The sequence below is a fragment of the Streptomyces luteoverticillatus genome (genome assembly GCF_003970715.1).
GTDB lineage: Bacteria > Actinomycetota > Actinomycetes > Streptomycetales > Streptomycetaceae > Streptomyces > Streptomyces abikoensis.
The window spans coordinates 2,435,171-2,453,357 of sequence record NZ_CP034587.1 but is presented as its reverse complement, the minus strand read 5'-3'; the positions used below and the strand labels follow the sequence as shown (position 1 = coordinate 2,453,357).

At 71.3% G+C, this 18,187-nt stretch carries 14 protein-coding genes and 2 tRNA genes; 11 read left to right on the top strand and 5 right to left on the bottom strand.

Annotated features, from left to right (window positions below):
- Window positions 1-7 precede the first annotated feature (7 nt).
- The 6 genes from EKH77_RS34735 to EKH77_RS10490 all read left to right on the top strand — a co-directional run bounded on the left by EKH77_RS34735 (window position 8) and on the right by EKH77_RS10490 (window position 9,000).
- A complete protein-coding gene (locus EKH77_RS34735) occupies window positions 8-394 on the top strand; it encodes a hypothetical protein (RefSeq protein WP_276319220.1) in 387 nt (128 codons plus the stop codon).
- A gap of 13 nt (window positions 395-407) precedes the next feature.
- Window positions 408-1,802, top strand: a complete 1,395-nt coding sequence (eccD, locus tag EKH77_RS10510; RefSeq protein ID WP_126914143.1) for a type VII secretion integral membrane protein EccD — start codon at window positions 408-410, stop codon at window positions 1,800-1,802.
- A gap of 73 nt (window positions 1,803-1,875) precedes the next feature.
- The gene (locus EKH77_RS10505) at window positions 1,876-3,009 is read left to right on the top strand and encodes a MinD/ParA family ATP-binding protein (RefSeq protein WP_126914142.1); all 1,134 of its coding nucleotides are present in this window, start codon (window positions 1,876-1,878) and stop codon (window positions 3,007-3,009) included.
- Between the two features lie 148 nt (window positions 3,010-3,157).
- Complete coding sequence (gene eccCa, locus EKH77_RS10500) at window positions 3,158-7,186, top strand: type VII secretion protein EccCa (protein ID WP_126914141.1); 4,029 nt, start codon at window positions 3,158-3,160, stop codon at window positions 7,184-7,186.
- Window positions 7,183-8,601, top strand: coding sequence for a DUF6177 family protein (locus tag EKH77_RS10495; protein WP_126914140.1), 1,419 nt, complete (start codon window positions 7,183-7,185; stop codon window positions 8,599-8,601). The genes eccCa and EKH77_RS10495 overlap by 4 nt, the downstream gene beginning before the upstream one ends.
- Window positions 8,602-8,805: 204 nt before the next feature.
- Window positions 8,806-9,000, top strand: a complete 195-nt coding sequence (locus EKH77_RS10490; protein ID WP_126914139.1) for a hypothetical protein — start codon at window positions 8,806-8,808, stop codon at window positions 8,998-9,000.
- An 86-nt stretch (window positions 9,001-9,086) separates the two neighbouring features.
- Here EKH77_RS10490 and EKH77_RS10485 read toward each other — a convergent pair.
- Window positions 9,087-9,160: transfer RNA gene (locus tag EKH77_RS10485), tRNA-Gly, on the bottom strand.
- Between the two features lie 186 nt (window positions 9,161-9,346).
- Between EKH77_RS10485 and EKH77_RS10480 the strand changes: the two genes are divergently transcribed.
- The 5 genes from EKH77_RS10480 (at window position 9,347) to clpX (ending at window position 14,135) form a co-directional block, all read left to right on the top strand.
- Window positions 9,347-9,423, top strand: a tRNA-Pro gene (locus tag EKH77_RS10480).
- Window positions 9,424-9,568: 145 nt separating this feature from the next.
- Window positions 9,569-10,939 (top strand): trigger factor, encoded by a 1,371-nt coding sequence (gene tig, locus EKH77_RS10475; protein WP_164737780.1) that lies wholly within the window; start codon window positions 9,569-9,571, stop codon window positions 10,937-10,939.
- Window positions 10,940-11,347: 408 nt separating this feature from the next.
- On the top strand, window positions 11,348-11,953 hold the full coding sequence (locus EKH77_RS10470; RefSeq protein WP_126917990.1) for an ATP-dependent Clp protease proteolytic subunit: 606 nt from the start codon (window positions 11,348-11,350) through the stop codon (window positions 11,951-11,953).
- Window positions 11,954-12,020: 67 nt separating this feature from the next.
- Window positions 12,021-12,674: an ATP-dependent Clp protease proteolytic subunit gene (locus EKH77_RS10465; protein WP_071963375.1), complete on the top strand. Its 654-nt coding sequence runs from the start codon at window positions 12,021-12,023 to the stop codon at window positions 12,672-12,674.
- 174 nt (window positions 12,675-12,848) lie between these two features.
- Complete coding sequence (gene clpX / locus EKH77_RS10460) at window positions 12,849-14,135, top strand: ATP-dependent Clp protease ATP-binding subunit ClpX (protein ID WP_126914137.1); 1,287 nt, start codon at window positions 12,849-12,851, stop codon at window positions 14,133-14,135.
- A 74-nt stretch (window positions 14,136-14,209) separates the two neighbouring features.
- On the opposite strand, the gene EKH77_RS10455 is transcribed toward clpX, so the two are convergent.
- The 4 genes from EKH77_RS10455 to EKH77_RS10440 form a co-directional block, all read right to left on the bottom strand.
- Window positions 14,210-15,034, bottom strand: coding sequence for a hypothetical protein (locus tag EKH77_RS10455; RefSeq protein WP_430980984.1), 825 nt, complete (start codon window positions 15,032-15,034; stop codon window positions 14,210-14,212).
- A 220-nt stretch (window positions 15,035-15,254) separates the two neighbouring features.
- Window positions 15,255-16,217, bottom strand: coding sequence for a hypothetical protein (locus EKH77_RS10450; RefSeq protein WP_126914135.1), 963 nt, complete (start codon window positions 16,215-16,217; stop codon window positions 15,255-15,257).
- 130 nt (window positions 16,218-16,347) lie between these two features.
- Window positions 16,348-17,073 (bottom strand): hypothetical protein, encoded by a 726-nt coding sequence (locus tag EKH77_RS10445; RefSeq protein WP_126914134.1) that lies wholly within the window; start codon window positions 17,071-17,073, stop codon window positions 16,348-16,350.
- Complete coding sequence (locus tag EKH77_RS10440; protein ID WP_126914133.1) at window positions 17,070-18,101, bottom strand: hypothetical protein; 1,032 nt, start codon at window positions 18,099-18,101, stop codon at window positions 17,070-17,072. The genes EKH77_RS10445 and EKH77_RS10440 overlap by 4 nt, the downstream gene beginning before the upstream one ends.
- Between the last annotated feature and the right edge of the window lie 86 nt (window positions 18,102-18,187).

Sequence of the window (18,187 nt, the reverse complement as noted above, 5' to 3'; positions counted from 1 at the left end):
GCGGGGAATGATGGCGAAGGATTACGACAGTCAACTGCTGGAGTCGGTGTCGGTACGACGCCGGCGTATGCGTGATGCCCTGCTCTTCGGCGCCCAGCGGGCCCGCCGGACGGCCGACGAGAAGCTGGGCAAGGTATTCGCGGGGATCGCCGTCGCGGCGGTGCTGTGCGCGGGGTGCGTGGGGTGGTCGTTCATCCAGCACACCCTGGCCAAGCAGAAAGAGCAGCAGAAACAGCAGGAGCAGCGGTACGCGCCGCAAGTGACTCCGTCTCCGGCGTTGTCGCCCACGCCGTCCGACCTCAACTCCGACCCCGACTCCTCGCCTTCCCCTTCGCATACGAAGTCGGCGAAAAAACCGAAAGGAACGCACAAAGTGACGGAGCCGGCCCAGTGATAGGTTCTGCCGCGTGGTGAATACGGGGGCGAAACAGCGTACGGAATTGAGCAGGGTCACTCTTGTCGGCGAGCGCCGGCGGGTGGATCTCGTGCTCCCCGCGGACGAGCCCATCGGGCGGCTGCTGCCCGACGTTCTGCGGCTGCTGGGCGACACGGTCGGCGAGCGCCCGGCCGCCCGGCATCTGATCACCGCTGAAGGAACGGTTCTGCCGCAGGACGGCACCCTCGCCGACGCCGGCGTTCCCGATGGTGCGCAGCTGCGGCTGGTGCGCGTGAACGACGCGCCGTCCGCGCCCGTCGTGCACGACGTCACCGACGAGCTCGCCGAGAACCTGGACGTGCGCGCCTGGCGCTGGCGTCCCGAGGCGCGGCGGTGGACCGCGAGCCTGGCGACGATCGCCCTGGCCGTGACCGCCGGTGTGCTCGCCCGCGCCAGCCTCGGGCCCGCCTCCGTGGCCGGTGGCCTGACCGTGGCCGCCGCGCTCGTCGCGGCCCTCGGCGCCGTCGCCTCCCGGATCCGCGCCCGGGGTGCCAAGAGTCCCGGCGACGGCGGTGGCGACGACGTCGGCCGCGGCCTCGGCACGACGCTCATGCTGACCGGTGGCGCCCTCGGCACCCTCGCCGCGTGGACCGCCGCCGACGCCCACTCCTGGTCCGGGCCCGCCCGGCTCGCCGCCGTGGCCGCCGCGCTCGCGGCGACGCTCGCGCTGCTCGGGCTCTGCTCCCGCCTCGGCAAGGGCGGCCTGATCGGCGCCGGTGCCGTCGTCGTCACCGCCGGCGTGTGGGAGGCCGTCGCGGCCGCCCAGCACGACCCGGCGCGCCTGGGCTCGGTCATGGCCGTCGTCTCCGTCGTCGCCCTCGGCCTGCTGCCCCGGATCGCGCTGATGGCCGCCGGTCTCACCGGGCTCGACGACCGCCGCTCCGGCGGCGCCTCCGTCAGCCGGCACGAGGTCGAGACGGCCCTCGCGGCGACCCACCGGGGCCTGGTCCTGGCCACGGTCACCGTCGCCGCCTCCGCCGCGGCCGGCGGCCTGCTGGCCGTCACCGCCGTCTCGTGGTGGACGGTCCTGCTCACCTCCGTGCTGATGGTCGTGCTGCTGTCCCGTTCGCGTGCCTTCCCGCTCGTCGCCGAGGTCGTCGCGCTGCTTGCCGCCGCCCTCGTGCTGCTGGTCCGGCTCGTGACGCTGTGGGTCGACCACGTCCCCGGCACCCCCTACGGTCCGCTGGCGGCCCTGTCCGCGGTGGCCGTCGTGCCGCTCGCCGTCCTGGCGGTCCGGCTGCCGGAGCACGTCGGCGTGCGGCTGCGCCGTGCCGTGGACCTCGTCGAGGCCGTCGGCGTCATCGCGTTGTTCCCGCTCGCTGTCGGGGTGTTCGGCGTGTACGTGCGCCTGCTCCACCAGTTCTGAGCCCCACCAGTTCTGAGTTCCGGCAGTTCCGGCAGCTCTGAGTTCGAGCAGTTCCGAGTTCCAGGAGAGAGGCATGTCCCAGGACGACTGGCAGGGCGACGTCCTGCGCAACCTGCGGAACCTGACGAACGAGCTGAACGAGCTCGCCGACGGGCCGCGGACGGCGGAAGGCGGCCCGGCGGAGGGCGGACCCACGGACGCCCCGGCGGCCCCCGTCGAGGACGCCCGGCCCGCCGCCCCGGCGGCGGAGCCCGCACCCGCCCCCCGCCCCCTGCCCACCCCCGTCACCATGGAGATCCCGCTCCCCGAGGAGCTGGTCAAGGGCAAGCCCCTCAGCGGCGACTCCGCCGCCAAGCGGACCTCACGTTCGCTGCGGCGCCTCGTGGGCTCCTCGGCGACCCGTGAGGTCGAGGAGGCCACACGCGTCGCCCAGGCGCTGCAGCAACCCCTCACCACCGGCCGGCAGATCGTCGTCACCAGCATCCGCGGCGGCGCGGGCAAGACGACCGTCTCCGCGCTGCTCGGCCGCACCTACGCCCACTACCGCCAGGACCCCGTCCTGATGCTGGAGGCCGACTCCGCGCTGGGCACGCTCCCGGCCCGGCTGGGGGTCACCAAGGTGCGCTGGACGACCAGCGACCTCGCCCAGATCATCGACCCGTCGATGCAGCTCACCGACGTCGTCGGCTATCTCGTCCAGCTCCCCGACCGGGGCTGGCTGCTGCCCGGCAGCCAGGGCCGCGTCGGCAGCCGGCTGGACCTGCCCGACTACCGCACGGTGATGGTCGCGCTGCGCCGCTACTTCGGCATCACCGTCGTCGACTGCGACACCCTGCCGAGCGAGCTGTCGCGCACCGCCCTGGCGGCCGCCCAGGCGCGGGTGCTGGTCACCCCGGCCACCGTGGAGGGCGTCACCAGCACCCGCGCGGTGCTGGACTGGATGGCGTCGCTGGGGCGGCCGAGGATGCTGACGGGAACCGTGGTGGTCGTCGCGGCGTCGTCACCCCACATGACGCTCGACGTGACCGCGGCGAGCGAGCACCTCCAGCTCGACGGCGTGAAGGTCCTGATGCTCCCCTACGACCGGCACCTCGCCGCCGGCGGCCCCATCCGCACCGATCTGCTCGGCCAGGTGACCCGCGAGGCCGTCACCGAGCTCGCCGCCGACGTCCTCACCCGGGCCATGAGCCGTCGAACGCCCCGATGAACCGGCGAACCTCACGTTGAGCAGGCGAACGTCCCGATGCCGGCGAACCTCCCGTTGAGCCGACGAACCTCCCGATGCCGACGAACCCCCCGATGCCGTCGAACGTCCCGATGCCGGCGAACCTCCCGATGAGCAGGCGAACCTCCCGATGACCACGCGAATAGTCCACCGCCCCGCCCGCACCACCCGGCCGTTGCCGGCGCCGGAGGAGCGCACCATCGAGCCGCCGCCCAACCTGCCCGAGGGCAAGACCGGCGGCGCCCTCCATACCCTCATGCCCATCGCGGGCGTGATGAGCTCCGTCGTGATGATGACGGTCGTGCGCAACAGCCAGTTCGCCGGACTCGGCGCGATCGTGCTCGTCATCACCGTGATCGGCTCGGTCGGCATGCTGCTGTCGCAGCGCGGCAAGGCCCAGCGCACCCGCCGCCAGCAGCGCGAGCGCTACCTCGAGTACCTGGAGGAGCTCCGCGAGGAGCTGGGCGCCGAGGAGCGCGAGCGCCGCGAGACCGCGCGCGTCCTGGACCCGCCGCCCGAGGCGCTCTACGACATCGTGCGCGACCCGGCCCGGCTGTGGGAGCGCCGCCGCCTCGACAGCGACTTCCTCAAGGTGCGCGTCGGCACCGGACGGATGCCCGCACGGCCCCTGAAGGTCGGCCAGCAGGGCGGCAGCGTCCTCACCCCGCCGGATCGCTTCATGCTCAATGAGGCGGGCGCGCTCAAGAACCGTTTCTCCACCGCGGCCGACCTGCCCCTGACCGTCCCCCTCGACCGCGTCGGCGACGTCAGCGTCGTCGGCGACCGCGAGGGCGTCCTGCGCGTCGTCCGCGCCCTGCTCACCCAGGCCGCCGTCACCCACGCCCCCGACGACGTCGCCTTCGCGCTCGCCTGCCCCGGCGACCGGATGGCCGACTGGGGCTGGTTCAAGTGGCTGCCCCACACCCTCGACACCGAGGAGCACGACGGGCCCGTCGCCGCCCGCCGCATCGCCCCCGCGCTCGCGCAGCTCGCCCGGCTGATGGGCGCCGACCTGCGCGCCCGCGCCTCCTACGCCGCCGAGGTGCGGCGCGGCCTGTCCGGCCGGGACGCCCTGGAGATGGCGAGCCGTCTCCTCGTCGTCAGCGACGAGTACGGCCAGGACGCGCGCGAACTGCCGCGCCCCGACGAGGCCGTGGGCCTCACCGACATGGGCGTCACCGTCCTCCACCTGGTCGCCGAGCGCGTCCAGGAGCCCGGCCAGGTGTCCCTGCGCATCACCGTCGACGGCGATCAGGTGCACATCGAGGACCTGCGCCCCGCCGAGCCCGTCGTCTCCGAGGGCACCGCCGACGACGCGACCGCCGCCGGAGTGGAGGGCATCGCCCGGCTGCTCGCCCCTCTGCGGCTGTCCGCCGAATCCCTCGTGGACGCGCCCCTGTCCGGCCCCGTCGACTTCGCCGAGCTGCTCGGCATCGACGACCCGGCCGCCCTGGACGTCAAGTCCCTGTGGCAGCCGCGCGGCGAACGCGCCTTCCTGCGCGTGCCCATCGGCGTCAGCGACTCCCGCGAGCCCGTCCTGCTCGACCTCAAGGAGTCCTCCGAGCTCGGCATGGGCCCGCACGGCCTGTGCGTCGGCGCCACCGGCTCCGGCAAGAGCGAACTCCTGCGGACCCTCGTCCTCGCACTGGTCGCGAGCCACCCGCCGGAGGACCTGGCCATGGTCCTCGTCGACTACAAGGGCGGCGCCACCTTCGCGCCCTTCGCCGACCTGCCGCACGTCGCCGGCGTCATCACCAACCTGGAGAACCAGGCCGGCCTCGTCGAGCGCGTCCACTCCTCCCTCGCGGGCGAGGTCCAGCGCCGCCAGCAGGTCCTCAAGGACGCCGGGAACATCGCCGACATCGGCCACTACGCGGCCCTGCGCGAGACCCGCCCCGACCTCGACCCGCTGCCGCACCTGTTCGTCGTCATCGACGAGTTCGGCGAGCTGCTCACGGCCAAGCCGGACTTCATCGACCTGTTCCTGTCCATCGGCCGCATCGGCCGCTCCATCGGTGTGCACCTGCTGCTCTCCAGCCAGCGCATCGAGGGCGGCAAGCTCAAGGGCCTGGACACCTACCTCTCCTACCGGCTCGGCCTGCGCACCTTCTCCGCCGACGAGTCCCGCACCGTCCTCGACACCACCGACGCCTTCCATCTGCCGCCCATCCCCGGCTTCGGCTACCTGAAGGTCGACACCAGCGCCTACGAGCGGTTCAAGGCCAGCTTCGTCTCCGGCCCCTATCGCGGCCCCGTGACGCGCGACACCGAGGACGACGGCCCGGCTGTCTTCCCCTACCCGGACTTCAACACCCTCGGCGAGCCCGAGGACGCCCCGGGCGACGGCGAACAGCCCGCCATGCGCCACCGCAACCCCGGCCCCACCACCATGTCCGTCGTCGTCGACCAGCTCCGCGACGCCGCCGTCCCCACCCGCGCCATCTGGCTGCCGCCGCTGCCCCGGGCCATCGCCCTGGACACCTCGGCCGGCCCCCTCCAGGCCGGCGCGCGCGGCATGCAACTGGCCGTCCGCCCCGGCGCCATGCGGGTGCCGCTCGGCCTCCTCGACGACCCGGCCAAGCAGTGGCAGGGCCAGTGGATCCTCGACCTCACCGTCGCCGGCGGCCACGCCGCCGTCATCGGCGGCCCCCAGTCCGGCAAGACGACCCTGCTGCGCACCCTCGCCCTGTCCCTGGCGATGACCCACACCCCGCGCGAGGCCGGCGTCTACGGGCTCGACCTGGTCGGCGGCGGCCTCGCCGCGCTCTCCGGGCTGCCCCACGTCGGCGGCATCGCCGGCCGCGCCGACCGCGAGCGCGTCAGCCGCACCGTGGAAGAGGTGCGCGGCATGCTCGCCGCCCGCGAGGAGCTCTTCCGCGAGCACGGCATCGACTCCGTCGAGCGGCTGCGCGAACTGCGCGCCGAGGGCCGGCTGCCCGAGCTGTCCTCCACCGAGATCGTGCTGCTCATCGACGGGTTCGGCGCCCTGCGTGACGACTTCGAGGAGATCGAGGACGCCGTCAACGACCTCCTCAAGCGCGGCGGCGGCTACGGCATCCACGTCGTCGCCGCCATGCACCGCTGGAACGACTGCCGCATCGCCACCCAGTCGATGTTCGGCACCCGCGTCGAGCTCCGCCTGAACGACCCCGGCGACTCCAGCATCGACCGCAAGCTCGCGGAGACCCTCGGCCCGGACGAGAAGGGCCGCGTCCTGACCGACGGCAAGCTCTTCGCCCAGACCGCGTTGCCCCGCGTCGACTCCCTGGCCAGCACCGCCGAGCTGGGCCCGGCCGTCGAACAGGCCGCCATGGTCATCCGCTCGTCCTGGTCCGGCGACGGCGCCCAGCGGGTGCGCGTCCTGCCCGCCCGCATCCCGGCGCCCTCGCTGCCGTCCGTGACGGCCGAGCCCAACCGGGTGCCGATCGGCCTCGACCAGACGGCGCTCGCGCCCGTCCTGCTCGACCTGTTCAGGCGCGACCAGCACCTGATGATCCTCGGCGACAGCGAGTGCGGGAAGACCAACATGCTGCGGCTGGTCGCCCAGGGACTCATGGAGCGCTACTCCGACGAGGAGATCGTCTTCGCGGTCTTCGACCCCCGCCGGGGCCTGCGCAAGCTGATCCCCGAGGAGTACCGCGGCGGCTACGCCCACAACTCGCGGCTCTGCGGCGCCCTCGCCACCGGCATCGCCACCGAGCTCGAGAAGCGCATGCCCGACGACCTCGCCGCCCAGGACGCCCTCGCGTCCGGCACCTGGTACTCCGGCCCGCGCATCGTCATCCTCATCGACGACTACGACATCCTCACCACCGCCGGCCAGCAACCGCTCGCGCCCTTCCTGCCGTTCATCCCCTCCGCCCAGGACATCGGCCTCCACTTCGTCGTCACCCGCCGGGTGGCGGGCGCCTCGCGGGCGCTCTACGAGCCGTTCCTGATGACCCTGCGCGAGAGCGGCACCACGGCCGTCGTCATGGCCGGCGACCGGCAGGAGGGCCAGCTCTTCCCCGGCGTCTACGCCGGGGCGCAGCCGCCCGGCCGCGGCACGCTCGTCCGCCGGGGCGAGGCGACGCGGCTGATCCAGACGGCGCTGGCGGCGGAGGACGCCGAACCCACCGGCAGCACAGTCACCACGGGAGACACGGGGAACACCGCATGACCAAGGACGTGATCGCGCTCACCGAGCGCATGCCGGACGCGACGAGCGTCCTGGCGGGCCTCCTCGCCGGCGGCCCCGACCTGCGGGTCGAGACCACCGGCGAGGGCGCCGTCATCCAGCTGTGCGACGCCGAGGGACGGCCGCTGGTCTCGATCGAGGCGCCCCTGATGCTCCAGGTGCCCGGGGAGGCCGACCGGCTGCTGGGCCCCGGCGCCGCGCCCGCGGGCGACGGCCCCGCCTGGTGGATCGAGGCCCGGGCCACCACCGGCGTCCCCGAGGCCGAGCGCCTCGCGGGCGCCTTCGCGGCCCGTCTGACGATGCTGCTGGGCGGCCGGGTCTGGCCGCCGGACGCCCCCGGCACCACCGGGGCCGCCCGCCCCGTCGACGTCTCGGGCATCACGGCCGTCCCGGTGCCCGCCGCCGCCCAGCCGGCCGTCGACATGCTCACCGACCAGGCCGCGATCGTCCTCCAGGACCGGCCCGTCGTCCCCATGACCAGCTGGCTCTCGGAAGTGCTCCGCGCCACCGTGGAGAGCGACCGGGCCCTGCAGATCGTGACGCCGCCGCACTGCCGCCTCTCCCTCGCCACCCGCCAGCTCCTCCAGTCCACCCCGTCGCGCTGGGTGGTGCAGGACGAGCGCTGCGGCTACTACGACGGCCTGACCGGCGCGGTGCTGCGCTGGCAGGACGGCGCCTTCGTACCGGACCGGGGCGAGGACGGCGAGACCCCGGTGGCGGACGCCTTCGCGGAGACCGCGCGCACCGAGGAGCGCCAGCTCGTCGTCTCCTTCCGCACCCACCACCGGCCCGAGGCGGACCTCGTCCTCGGCGGCGCGCTGGAGGCCGCCTGGCGGGCGCTGACGGGCGGCCCGCCGGCCGGCTGGGGCACGGCGGAACCGGCCGGCCTCGCCTGGTCCCGCCGCCAGCTGACGGACCTGGCCTACCGGCGCGCCCCCGAGCCCACCTGGACGATGGCCGTCGGCACCCCCGACCGCCCGGCCCTCGCCACGCTGCGCGTGGAGCGCACCCCGGACGGCGTGGAGGAGGACATCACCCTCACCCTCGGCTACGGCCCCGGCGAGCGGCCGCCGCTGGACGCGCTGCCCGCGCTGGCCGGCGAGCTGGTGACCGGGTACGGGCTGAAGACCATGGTGTGCCAGCTGCGCGAGGCGCGCCGGGACCTGACCGCCCCGCCCCGCTTCGAGCGGCTCCCGGTGCCGTGCGCGTTCGCGCTGGGCGCGGAGGGGGTGCGGGAGGCGGGCCGCGACCGCGCGGCCCGCACGCCGCTGCCGGAGGCCCCGCTGCGGCTGGGGCCGGAGTCCCGTCCGGGCTTCTTCTACGCGCTGGGGGACGGCGAGTCGGACGAGGGCTGGGGGGCGCTGGAGACGCTCATCCGTCATCTGAGGGGCGCATAAACCGGCCGCTGATCACACTTTTGCTCCGAACGGATGGTTCCGGTTATTGCGCCGTTCCGGAGAACCCCTGGTAATACCCCGATGAAACGTCACGGCATCCCAATCGGGGGCGAGTTGGTGGCACGATGGTCGAGTGGGGGGTGTGCGGGACGGCATTGGCTCCCGGGCCCGGCGAGGTGCTTCCGACCGAAGGTGTGATCAGTTGTGGCCATTTCACTGTCCGTGGTGCTGCTTTTGGCGATCATCCTGGTGGTGATGATCCGCAGTAAGAACATCAAGGCGGGGCCGGCGATCGTGGCGATCCTCTTCGGCTTCTTCCTCGCCTCCACGGGCATGGCACCGTCGATCAATCGTTTCCTCAGCTCGCTCGCCCAGACGATCAACGGCATCAAGTTCTGAGGCGGGCGCGGGCGCCCTGGGGGGAACACACAGGCGCGGCGCCCGGGGGCAACAAAAACGCCTCCGGCGGGGCCGGAGGCGTCATGTGGAGCGGGCGACGGGAATCGAACCCGCGTAGCCAGTTTGGAAGACTGGGGCTCTACCATTGAGCTACGCCCGCGTGCGCCGTACGCACACCGATGGCGGTGCGGCACGGTGTGCATCGTAGCGGGTCGGGGCGGTCCGCCGCACACCGCCCCCGGATGCGCCCCCCACGCGCCCCCTCGTGCACCGTCGTCCCCGTCCTGCGCTGCGAGAAAGCGGCGTCCGGCACCCCTGGGGGCATGTACCCTACGTGTCGCACCGACGGGGTGTGGCGCAGCTTGGTAGCGCGTCCGCTTTGGGAGCGGAAGGTCGTCGGTTCGAATCCGGCCACCCCGACCAGCAAGATCACATTGTGGGGCCCCTCGTGCGTGCGGTTACTATGCAAGCTGCGCGTCTGTGTGTCTCTGAACCGGGCGCGGTCCGCCGATCAGCAACTTCCGCCGATCGGCAGAATCCCAGAAGTCAGCCCCAAGGAGACCGAACCGTGAAGAGCGCCGTGGAGACCCTGAACCCGACTCGGGTTCGGCTCACTGTCGAGGTGCCCTTCGAGGAGCTCAAGGCCAGCCTCGACGCGGCGTACAAGAAGATCAACCAGCAGGTCACGGTGAAGGGCTTCCGTCAGGGCAAGATCCCGGCCCGTGTCATCGACCAGCGCTTCGGCCGTGGCGCCGTGCTGGAGGAGGCCGTCAACGACGCGCTTCCGAAGTTCTACACGGAGGCCGTGAACGAGGCCGAGCTGAACCCGCTGGGTCAGCCCGAGGTCGACATCACCGAGCTGAAGGACGGCGAGCTGCTCTCCTTCACCGCCGAGGTCGACATCCGCCCGGCCCTCGAGATCCCGGACTACTCCGGCATCGAGGTCACCGTCGACGCCGTCGAGGTCACCGACGAGGACGTCGAGAAGTCGGTCGAGCAGCTGCGTGAGCGCTTCGCCACCACCTCCCCGGTCGAGCGCGCCGCCGCCGAGGGCGACATCGTCACCGTCGACCTGGAGGCCAAGGTCGACGGCGAGGTGCTGGAGGACGGCGTCGCCGCCGACGTCGACTACACCATCGGCTCCGGCCAGCTCCTCGACGGCATCGACGACGCCGTGACGGGCCTGGAGGCCGGTGGCTCCGCCACCTTCACCTCCGAGCTCAAGGGCGGCTCCGCCGAGGGCAAGGAGGCCGAGATCTCGGTCACCGTCAAGGCCGTCAAGGCCCGTGAACTGCCCGCCCTGGACGACGAGTTCGCCCAGCTGGCGAGCGAGTTCGACACGCTGGACGAGCTCAAGGCCGACAGCCGCAAGCGCCTCGAGCGCATGAAGAAGTTCGACCAGGCCACCCAGGCCCAGGAGAAGGTCCTGGACGAGCTGCTGAAGCTCGTCGAGGTCCCGATGCCCGAGAAGCTGCTCGCGGACGAGGTCAACACCCGCAAGCACAACCTCGAGCACCACCAGCTCGGCCAGATCGGCATGAACCTCGAGAAGTACCTCGAGATGCAGGGCAAGACGGTCGAGGAGTTCGAGGCCGAGCTCAAGGAGCAGTCCGAGAAGGGCATCAAGACCCAGTTCGTGCTCGACGAGATCGTCAACAAGGAGAAGGTCTCCGTCGGTCAGGACGAGCTCACCGAGCACCTGGTGCGCCGCGCCCAGTCCTCCGGCATGGCCCCCGACCAGTTCGCGCAGGCCGTCGTCGAGCAGGGCCAGGTCCCGATGCTCGTCGGTGAGGTCGCCCGCGGCAAGGCCCTCGCGACGGTCGTCGAGGCCGCCACGGTCAAGGACTCCGCCGGCGAGATCGTGAACCTCGAGGACGACGAGGACGAGGTCGAGGCCGCCACCGAGACGGTCGAGGCCGCCGAGGGCACCGAGGCCTGAGCCTCACCCCTCCCCGGCCGGGTCCCCCGGCCTTCCCCCTGACGGGCCCGTACGACCCCCGTACGGAGCCCGCCGGGGGAGCTCGCAGGAGCGTTTGACGACGGGCCCGGACGTGCCGGTCCCCGCCATTCGGCGGGACCGCGCGACCGGGCCCGTCGCGCACCCCCGGACAGGCTGTGCGCGGCCCGCGCACGGCCCGTTCGCACGGGGGGAACCTGCGCTCAGAGCGAACAGTTCCTGATGCGGGATGGCGCCTGCCGACCAGCGCGTTAGGGTCCGTAGATACGAGGGCAGGGGAGACATGGCAGCGCGCCGGCGCGTACCGGCCACGCCACCCCGGTCCCCAGAGAAGACGCGGAGACGGCCCGTTGCCGTCAGAGACGAGCAGGTGGATACGTGACGAATCTGATGCCTTCCGCCGCCGGTGAGATCGCCATCGGTGGTGGCCTCGGCGACCAGGTCTACAACCGGCTGCTCGGGGAGCGGATCATCTTCCTCGGCCAGCAGGTCGACGACGACATCGCCAACAAGATCACCGCGCAGATGCTCCTCCTGGCCGCGGACCCGACCAAGGACATCTTCCTCTACATCAACAGCCCCGGTGGCTCGGTGACGGCGGGCATGGCGGTCTACGACACCATGCAGTACATCCCGAACGACGTGGTCACCATCGGCATGGGCCTCGCGGCCTCCATGGGCCAGTTCCTGCTGACCGGTGGCACCCCGGGCAAGCGCTTCGCGCTGCCCAACACCGACATCCTCATGCACCAGGGCTCCGCGGGCCTCGGCGGCACCGCCTCGGACATCAAGATCCAGGCCGAGCAGCTGCTGCGCACCAAGAAGCGCATGGCCGAGATCACCGCCGCGCACACCGGTCAGACGGTGGAGGCGATCATCCGCGACGGCGACCGCGACCGCTGGTTCACGGCGGAGGAGGCCAAGGAGTACGGGATCATCGACGAGATCATCACGCACGCCTCCGGCGTTCCGGGCGGCGGCGGCACCGGGGCCTGACCGCCCCGGCAGCAGGACCGCCCGCCGGCCGTACCCAGCCCACATCGCCACCAGGAGTGACACCCGCATGAACATCTCGTCCCCCAGCGGCCTCTACACCGGCCCCCAGGCCGAGGCCCGTTACGTCGTTCCGCGCTTCGTCGAGCGCACCTCGCAGGGCGTGCGCGAGTACGACCCGTACGCGAAGCTCTTCGAGGAGCGCGTGATCTTCCTCGGCGTCCAGATCGACGACGCCTCCGCCAACGACGTCATGGCGCAGCTGCTGTGCCTGGAGTCGATGGACCCCGACCGCGACATCTCGATCTACATCAACAGCCCGGGTGGCTCGTTCACGGCCCTCACGGCCATCTACGACACGATGCAGTTCGTGAAGCCGGACATCCAGACGGTCTGCATGGGCCAGGCCGCGTCCGCCGCCGCGATCCTCCTCGCCGCCGGTACCCCCGGCAAGCGGATGGCGCTGCCCAACGCCCGGGTGCTGATCCACCAGCCGTCCAGCCAGACGGGCCGCGAGCAGCTCTCCGACCTGGAGATCGCCGCCAAGGAGATCATGCGGATGCGCACCCAGCTGGAGGAGATGCTGGCCAAGCACTCCACCCAGCCGATCGAGAAGATCCGCGACGACATCGAGCGCGACAAGATCCTCACCGCTGAGGACGCGCTCGCGTACGGTCTGGTCGACCAGATCGTCTCGACGCGCAAGTCGTCCGTGACCGTCTGACCGCATCACTCGGTCCGACCGGTCCCAGCCACCACCGCGCCGCCGACGACGGGCTCTCCCTTGGCCGAGTAGGTCCAAGGGGGGCCCGCGCGGGGGGCCCGGCAAGGTACCGTCGATAGGCAAGCACTCGGGTTCGCAGAGCAAGGCGGATCCCAGGCGAAGGGGAAGCACCTCGTGGCACGCATCGGTGACGGCGGCGATCTGCTCAAGTGCTCGTTCTGCGGCAAGAGCCAGAAGCAGGTGAAGAAGCTCATCGCGGGTCCTGGTGTGTACATCTGCGACGAGTGCATCGACCTCTGCAACGAGATCATCGAGGAAGAGCTCGCGGAGACGAGCGAGGTGCGCTGGGAGGAGCTTCCCAAGCCCCGTGAGATCTACGAGTTCCTCGAGGGCTACGTCGTGGGCCAGGAGGCCGCCAAGAAGGCCCTCTCCGTCGCCGTCTACAACCACTACAAGCGGGTCCAGGCCGGCGAGAACGGCGCGCACAACCGCGACGACGGCATCGAACTGGCCAAGTCCAACATCCTGCTGCTCGGCCCCACGGGCTCCGGCAAGACGCTGCTCGCCCAGACCCTGGCCCGCATGCTCAACGTCCCCTTCGCCATCGCCGACGCCACGGCCCTGACGGAGGCCGGCTATGTCGGCGAGGACGTCGAGAACATCCTGCTGAAGCTGATCCAGGCCGCCGACTACGACGTCAAGAAGGCCGAGACCGGCATCATCTACATCGACGAGATCGACAAGGTCGCCCGAAAGAGCGAAAATCCGTCGATCACACGAGATGTGTCGGGCGAGGGCGTCCAGCAGGCCCTGCTGAAGATCCTCGAGGGCACCACGGCCTCCGTCCCGCCCCAGGGCGGCCGCAAGCACCCCCACCAGGAATTCATCCAGATCGACACGACGAACGTCCTGTTCATCGTGGGCGGCGCCTTCTCCGGCCTCGAGAAGATCATCGAGTCCCGCGCGGGCGCGAAGGGCATCGGCTTCGGCGCCACGATCCGCTCCAAGCGCGAGATCGAGGCCAGCGACCAGTTCCAGGAGGTCATGCCGGAGGACCTGGTGAAGTTCGGGATGATCCCGGAGTTCATCGGCCGCCTCCCGGTGATCACCTCGGTGCACAACCTCGACCGCGAGGCCCTCCTCAAGATCCTCGTCGAGCCGCGCAACGCCCTGGTGAAGCAGTACCAGCGCCTCTTCGAACTCGACGGCGTCGAGCTCGACTTCGACCGCCCGGCCCTGGAGGCCATCGCCGACCAGGCGATCCTGCGGGGGACGGGGGCGCGGGGTCTGCGCGCCATCATGGAAGAGGTCCTGATGTCGGTGATGTACGAGGTCCCGTCGCGCAAGGACGTCGCGCGGGTCGTCATCACGGCGGACGTGGTCCAGTCGAACGTCAACCCGACGCTCGTTCCGCGCACGCGGGGGAACGAGCCGGGGGAACGGCACGAGAAGAGCGCGTAGGTTTTTGCGGAGTACGCGCTGAGGGGGCGCCCGCGCCGGACGGCGGGGGCGCCCCCTTGGGCGTGCATCAGGGGTCAGTACCCGTTGGTGAAGATTTCCTCGGCTGTGGAGACGGTGACGGCACGGTCCAGCCACTGCCCCAGGGTGTCGAGGTAGGTGCAGGTCAGAACGCGCTCGCGGATCTCGGGGGACACGGGGATTTTCCGCTGCTCGAGTACGCGCAGCACCGACTCGGCACGTTCCTGCAGCCGGCCCTGGGCCTCACCCTCCTGCCACGTCTGCTCGATGAGGGTGCCACGGCCGGGGAAGTAAGTACGCGGCATGAGGTTCCTCCAGATGTCTCGCGCCGGGGTGTTTCCCAGGCCGATTTCCAGCAGTTCCGAGTAGTAGGCGATGGACTCCGGGTCGGCCGTGTTCAGCGCACGGGCCAGTGTTTCCAGTATGGCCGGAGCCTCCTGGTCGCTGCCATGCGTGATGGCGGAGAACGTCGCCAGTGCCAGGTTCCGGGCAGCCCGGTCCGGGTCGGTGATCACCGGGACGTTCACAGGTCCCAGGACCAGTGGGTGAAGTGACAGCGCGGTCCAGCCCTCGGGCCCCAGGCGGAAGGGACCAGCAGCCCAGTTGGCGGTCGCCTTGTCCTGGCAGACCACCAGGAGCAGTGCCGGGCACCCGTACTTCGACTTCAGATACGACAGGTAGTACGCCCAGCTGATCGCCTTGTCCGGATCGCGCCGCCCCTGTGCCTCGATGGCGAGGATGAAGCCCTCACTGCCGTCCGGAGGACCGATGCGCAGCACGCTGTCCACGCGGCGCTCCAGAGGCCTGATTTCCGTGACGTCCGCCGTGAGCACCTCGACGGCTGCCTTTTCCGGCAAGGGCACGCCCAGGATCCGGAACACGGGGTCGAGCAGCTCAGGACGGTCCTGGAATATCCGGTGAGCCGCCTCGTGGTGTGAAGTAACCATGGCCCGAAGCTAGGAGCGGGAACGCCTGTGCTTCCGACTAATGGCGAACGATCACTCGTTCGGGCGGTCTTATGTGGTGATTTCCGCTGGCGCAACGCAACGGCCGCCGCGATGCCGGGTGGGTATGCGCGGCGGCCGGGGGCCTGCTGGAGGGCTACTTCTCCTTGCGGACCTGGTTGCGGATCTTGGCGGTCGCGTCGGAGAGTTCTTGGGCTGACATGACGTTGCCGGTGGCTGCGGTGGCGCCGCCATAGGGGTTGCTGCTCTTCGAGATCTGGTGTTGGACGATGCCCACCGCGCTTTTGTCGCCCCAAACGCAGGCAGAGACCTCGGACTCGGAGGAGAAACTGCCGTAGGAGCTGGTGGTCTTCTGCGTCCGGCACTTCAGTACCGCACCGTCGAAGCCGCTCGGTGAGAAGTCCGTCCAAGGTGTGGTCGTCTCGATCTTGGCGCCTACCTTCGACGCGAGCTGGGACTGCTGTTCGTCCGACTGGGCGATCAGTGCGTCGACGGTCTTCTTGGGGTCGGCGATCGTGCCGTAGGTGCCGCCAACCGACAGCGCCTGCTTCTCCGGGTTCGTGTACGCCTTGCTCACCGACGTGCCGTTCTCGATGCCCGCGGCCTTGGCCTTTTCGTTGTCGGCGAGGCTCTTCGGCTGGTTCTGTGCGCCCGCCGGCGTCGGGGCCTCGACGAACTTGCCGTCCAGCAAGGAGACCGGCAGGTCCATCGTGTACGGCTTCACATCGCCGCCACCACTACCGCCGCCGTTCAGGAAGAGCACGCCGCCCACGATCGCGCCCACCACGACCAGTACGCCCACCGTGATGCCGATCGCCTTGCCCGCGCCGCCGCCGCTCGGCTGGGGCGGGTAGCCGCCCGGCATGCCCGGCTGCTGGCCCCAGCCCTGGGGCTGGGGGGCCTGGGGTTGGCCCCAGCCCTGCGGCTGGGGCGGGGCGCCGTAGGGCGCGCCCGGCGGTGGGGGCGGGGGCGGCGGGGCGCCGTAGGGGGCGGGGGGCTGCTGGGGGTAGCCGTAGCCGGGCTGGCCGGGGGCGCCGCCCTGGCCGTACGGGTTGGGCGGCGGCTGCTGGCCGTACGGGCCCGGCTGGGGGTAGCTCATCAGTTCCTCTTCGACGCAGTTCTCTGCAGTTCTCTCACGCGACACGCGACAGCTCTGCGCCATCTTTCCCGATGGCTTATTCCGGCTTTACCTCGGCCCCGCAACGGTTTCGGAACAACTCCCCTGTGTGCTAGCGGGGGACGGGTGCGCGGGTGTCGTGGCGGAGGCCGGCGGTGAGTTCGGCCGCTCGGTCGAGGGGGATGTCACGCCCGTAGCGGGCGAACGACGCGTCGGCCAGGGAGACCGTACCGACCGTGTCGTGGTCGGCCCACGCGCACAGCGTTCTGATGTGCGTCGGCTTGTCGTCGGTGCCCGCGAGGGTGAAGCGCGTGCCCTGGCACTTCAGCACCGTGTCCTTGCCGAGGCCGTCGGGCGTGAGCCTCTGCGGGCTGCCCGACCAGGTGAACGTGCTGAGGCGCTTGTCCTTCCTCGCCGCCGTCGCCGAGCTCAGGAACAGCATGTCGACCGAGCGTTCGGGGTCCTCGACCCGGCCCCAGATACCGGTGAAGCTCATGTCCTTGCGGAGCTCGGTCGTGTACACGGCGTGCACCCGCTGCCCGTTCGTCACCCCGAGGAGGAGCGTCGCCCGGCTCAGCTGGTCCGCGGCGACGTCCTTGTCCTCCCCGGGCGCCTTCTTGTAGCGGCCGTCCAGGATCGTGTCCGGTGTCGTCAGGCGGTAGTGCCGCGATGAGCTCGGCGTCGTTGTGGCAGACGGGATCGCCGTCGGACGGGTCGCGGAGTTGCGGTCGGCGCTGGCGCAGCCTGCCAGCGTCAGTGCCGTCAGTGCCGTCAGTGCCGTCAGCGTCAGCAGGGTCGTCCCTGCCGGCACCGTGGCCCGCACGCGACGGCTTGTCACTTCGTCAGCTCCACCCGCGTGTCCTTGCGCACCTTCGACGTCAGCTCCGCCGCCTCCGCCAGGGGGACCTTCTTCCCCGCCAGGACCGCCGCCGTGTCCAGGCTGAACACCGCTTCCGTCGTGCTGTGGTCGGCCCAGACGCACATCTGCATCGTGATGGGCTTGCCGCCCGGGGCGGTGGTGCCGATCAGGTGGGTGTGCTGGCACTTCATCACCGCGCCGTCGTCCAGCCCGGAGGGGGAGACGCGCTCCGCGGTGCCCTCGAGTTCCATGCGGCCCTCGCCGTCGCCGTCGTCCCTCTTGAGCGCGGCGCCCAGCGACGCGAACATGCCGTCCACGACGCGTTCCGGGGTCTTGATGCGGCCCCAGGCGCCGGTGAAGCGGACCTTCTTCTGCGTCGGCCCCGGGCTGCCCGTCTCGTACGCGCCCGAGATGGTCTCCGGGTCGGCGACGCCCATGTGGCGGAGGTCGGCCTTCTCGTCCGAGCCCAGCACCGGCAGGTCCGCGCCGGTCTCCTTGCGATACTCGCCGGCCAGGATCGTGTCGGGGGTGACGAGCTTGTGGCGCGGGCCCGCCTCCGTGACCGGGCCGCCGCCGTCCTTGCCGCCCCCGCCGGTCCCACCACCCCCGTGGCCGCCCGACATCAGCACGAAGCCGCCCACGACGATCGCGCCGACCAGGATGACCGCGCCCAGCGCGATGCCGATGGCCTTGCCCTTGTTGCTGTTGTGCGGGGGGAGGGGCGGCGGGTACGGCATCGGCATGCCCGGCTGCTGGCCATAGGGGTCGGGCTGGCCATAGGGGTCGGGCTGGCCATAGGGGCCGGGCTGGCCGTAGGGCCCCGGCTGGCCGTAGGGCCCCGGCTGGCCGTACGGGTGAGCCTGCGGGTGCGGGTAGCCGTAGGCGCCGGCGCCGTACGGGCCGGCGGCCGGTGCCTGCGCGGGCTGCTGCGGGTAGCCGTAGCCGGGCTGGCCGTAGGGGCTGGGCTGCGGCGGCTGGCCGTACGGTCCCGGCTGGTGATGGCTCATCGTCGCTCTCTCGCGTACTGGTCGTGCCTGGGTCAGGTGCACGTCATCTTTGTCGATCGCTTATTCGAGCCATGCGGCGGGGCGGA

Excerpts from the sequence above, each read along its gene's own strand:
- EKH77_RS10450 (WP_126914135.1), bottom strand. The coding sequence starts at position 16,217 with ATGAGCTACCCCCAGCCGGGCCCGTACGGCCAGCAGCCGCCGCCCAAC.
- EKH77_RS10470 (WP_126917990.1), top strand. The coding sequence starts at position 11,348 with ATGCCTTCCGCCGCCGGTGAGATCGCCATCGGTGGTGGCCTCGGCGAC.
- eccCa (WP_126914141.1), top strand. The coding sequence starts at position 3,158 with ATGACCACGCGAATAGTCCACCGCCCCGCCCGCACCACCCGGCCGTTG.
- EKH77_RS10440 (WP_126914133.1), bottom strand. The coding sequence starts at position 18,101 with ATGAGCCATCACCAGCCGGGACCGTACGGCCAGCCGCCGCAGCCCAGC.
- EKH77_RS34735 (WP_276319220.1), top strand. The coding sequence starts at position 8 with ATGATGGCGAAGGATTACGACAGTCAACTGCTGGAGTCGGTGTCGGTA.
- EKH77_RS10505 (WP_126914142.1), top strand. The coding sequence starts at position 1,876 with ATGTCCCAGGACGACTGGCAGGGCGACGTCCTGCGCAACCTGCGGAAC.
- EKH77_RS10465 (WP_071963375.1), top strand. The coding sequence starts at position 12,021 with ATGAACATCTCGTCCCCCAGCGGCCTCTACACCGGCCCCCAGGCCGAG.
- EKH77_RS10495 (WP_126914140.1), top strand. The coding sequence starts at position 7,183 with ATGACCAAGGACGTGATCGCGCTCACCGAGCGCATGCCGGACGCGACG.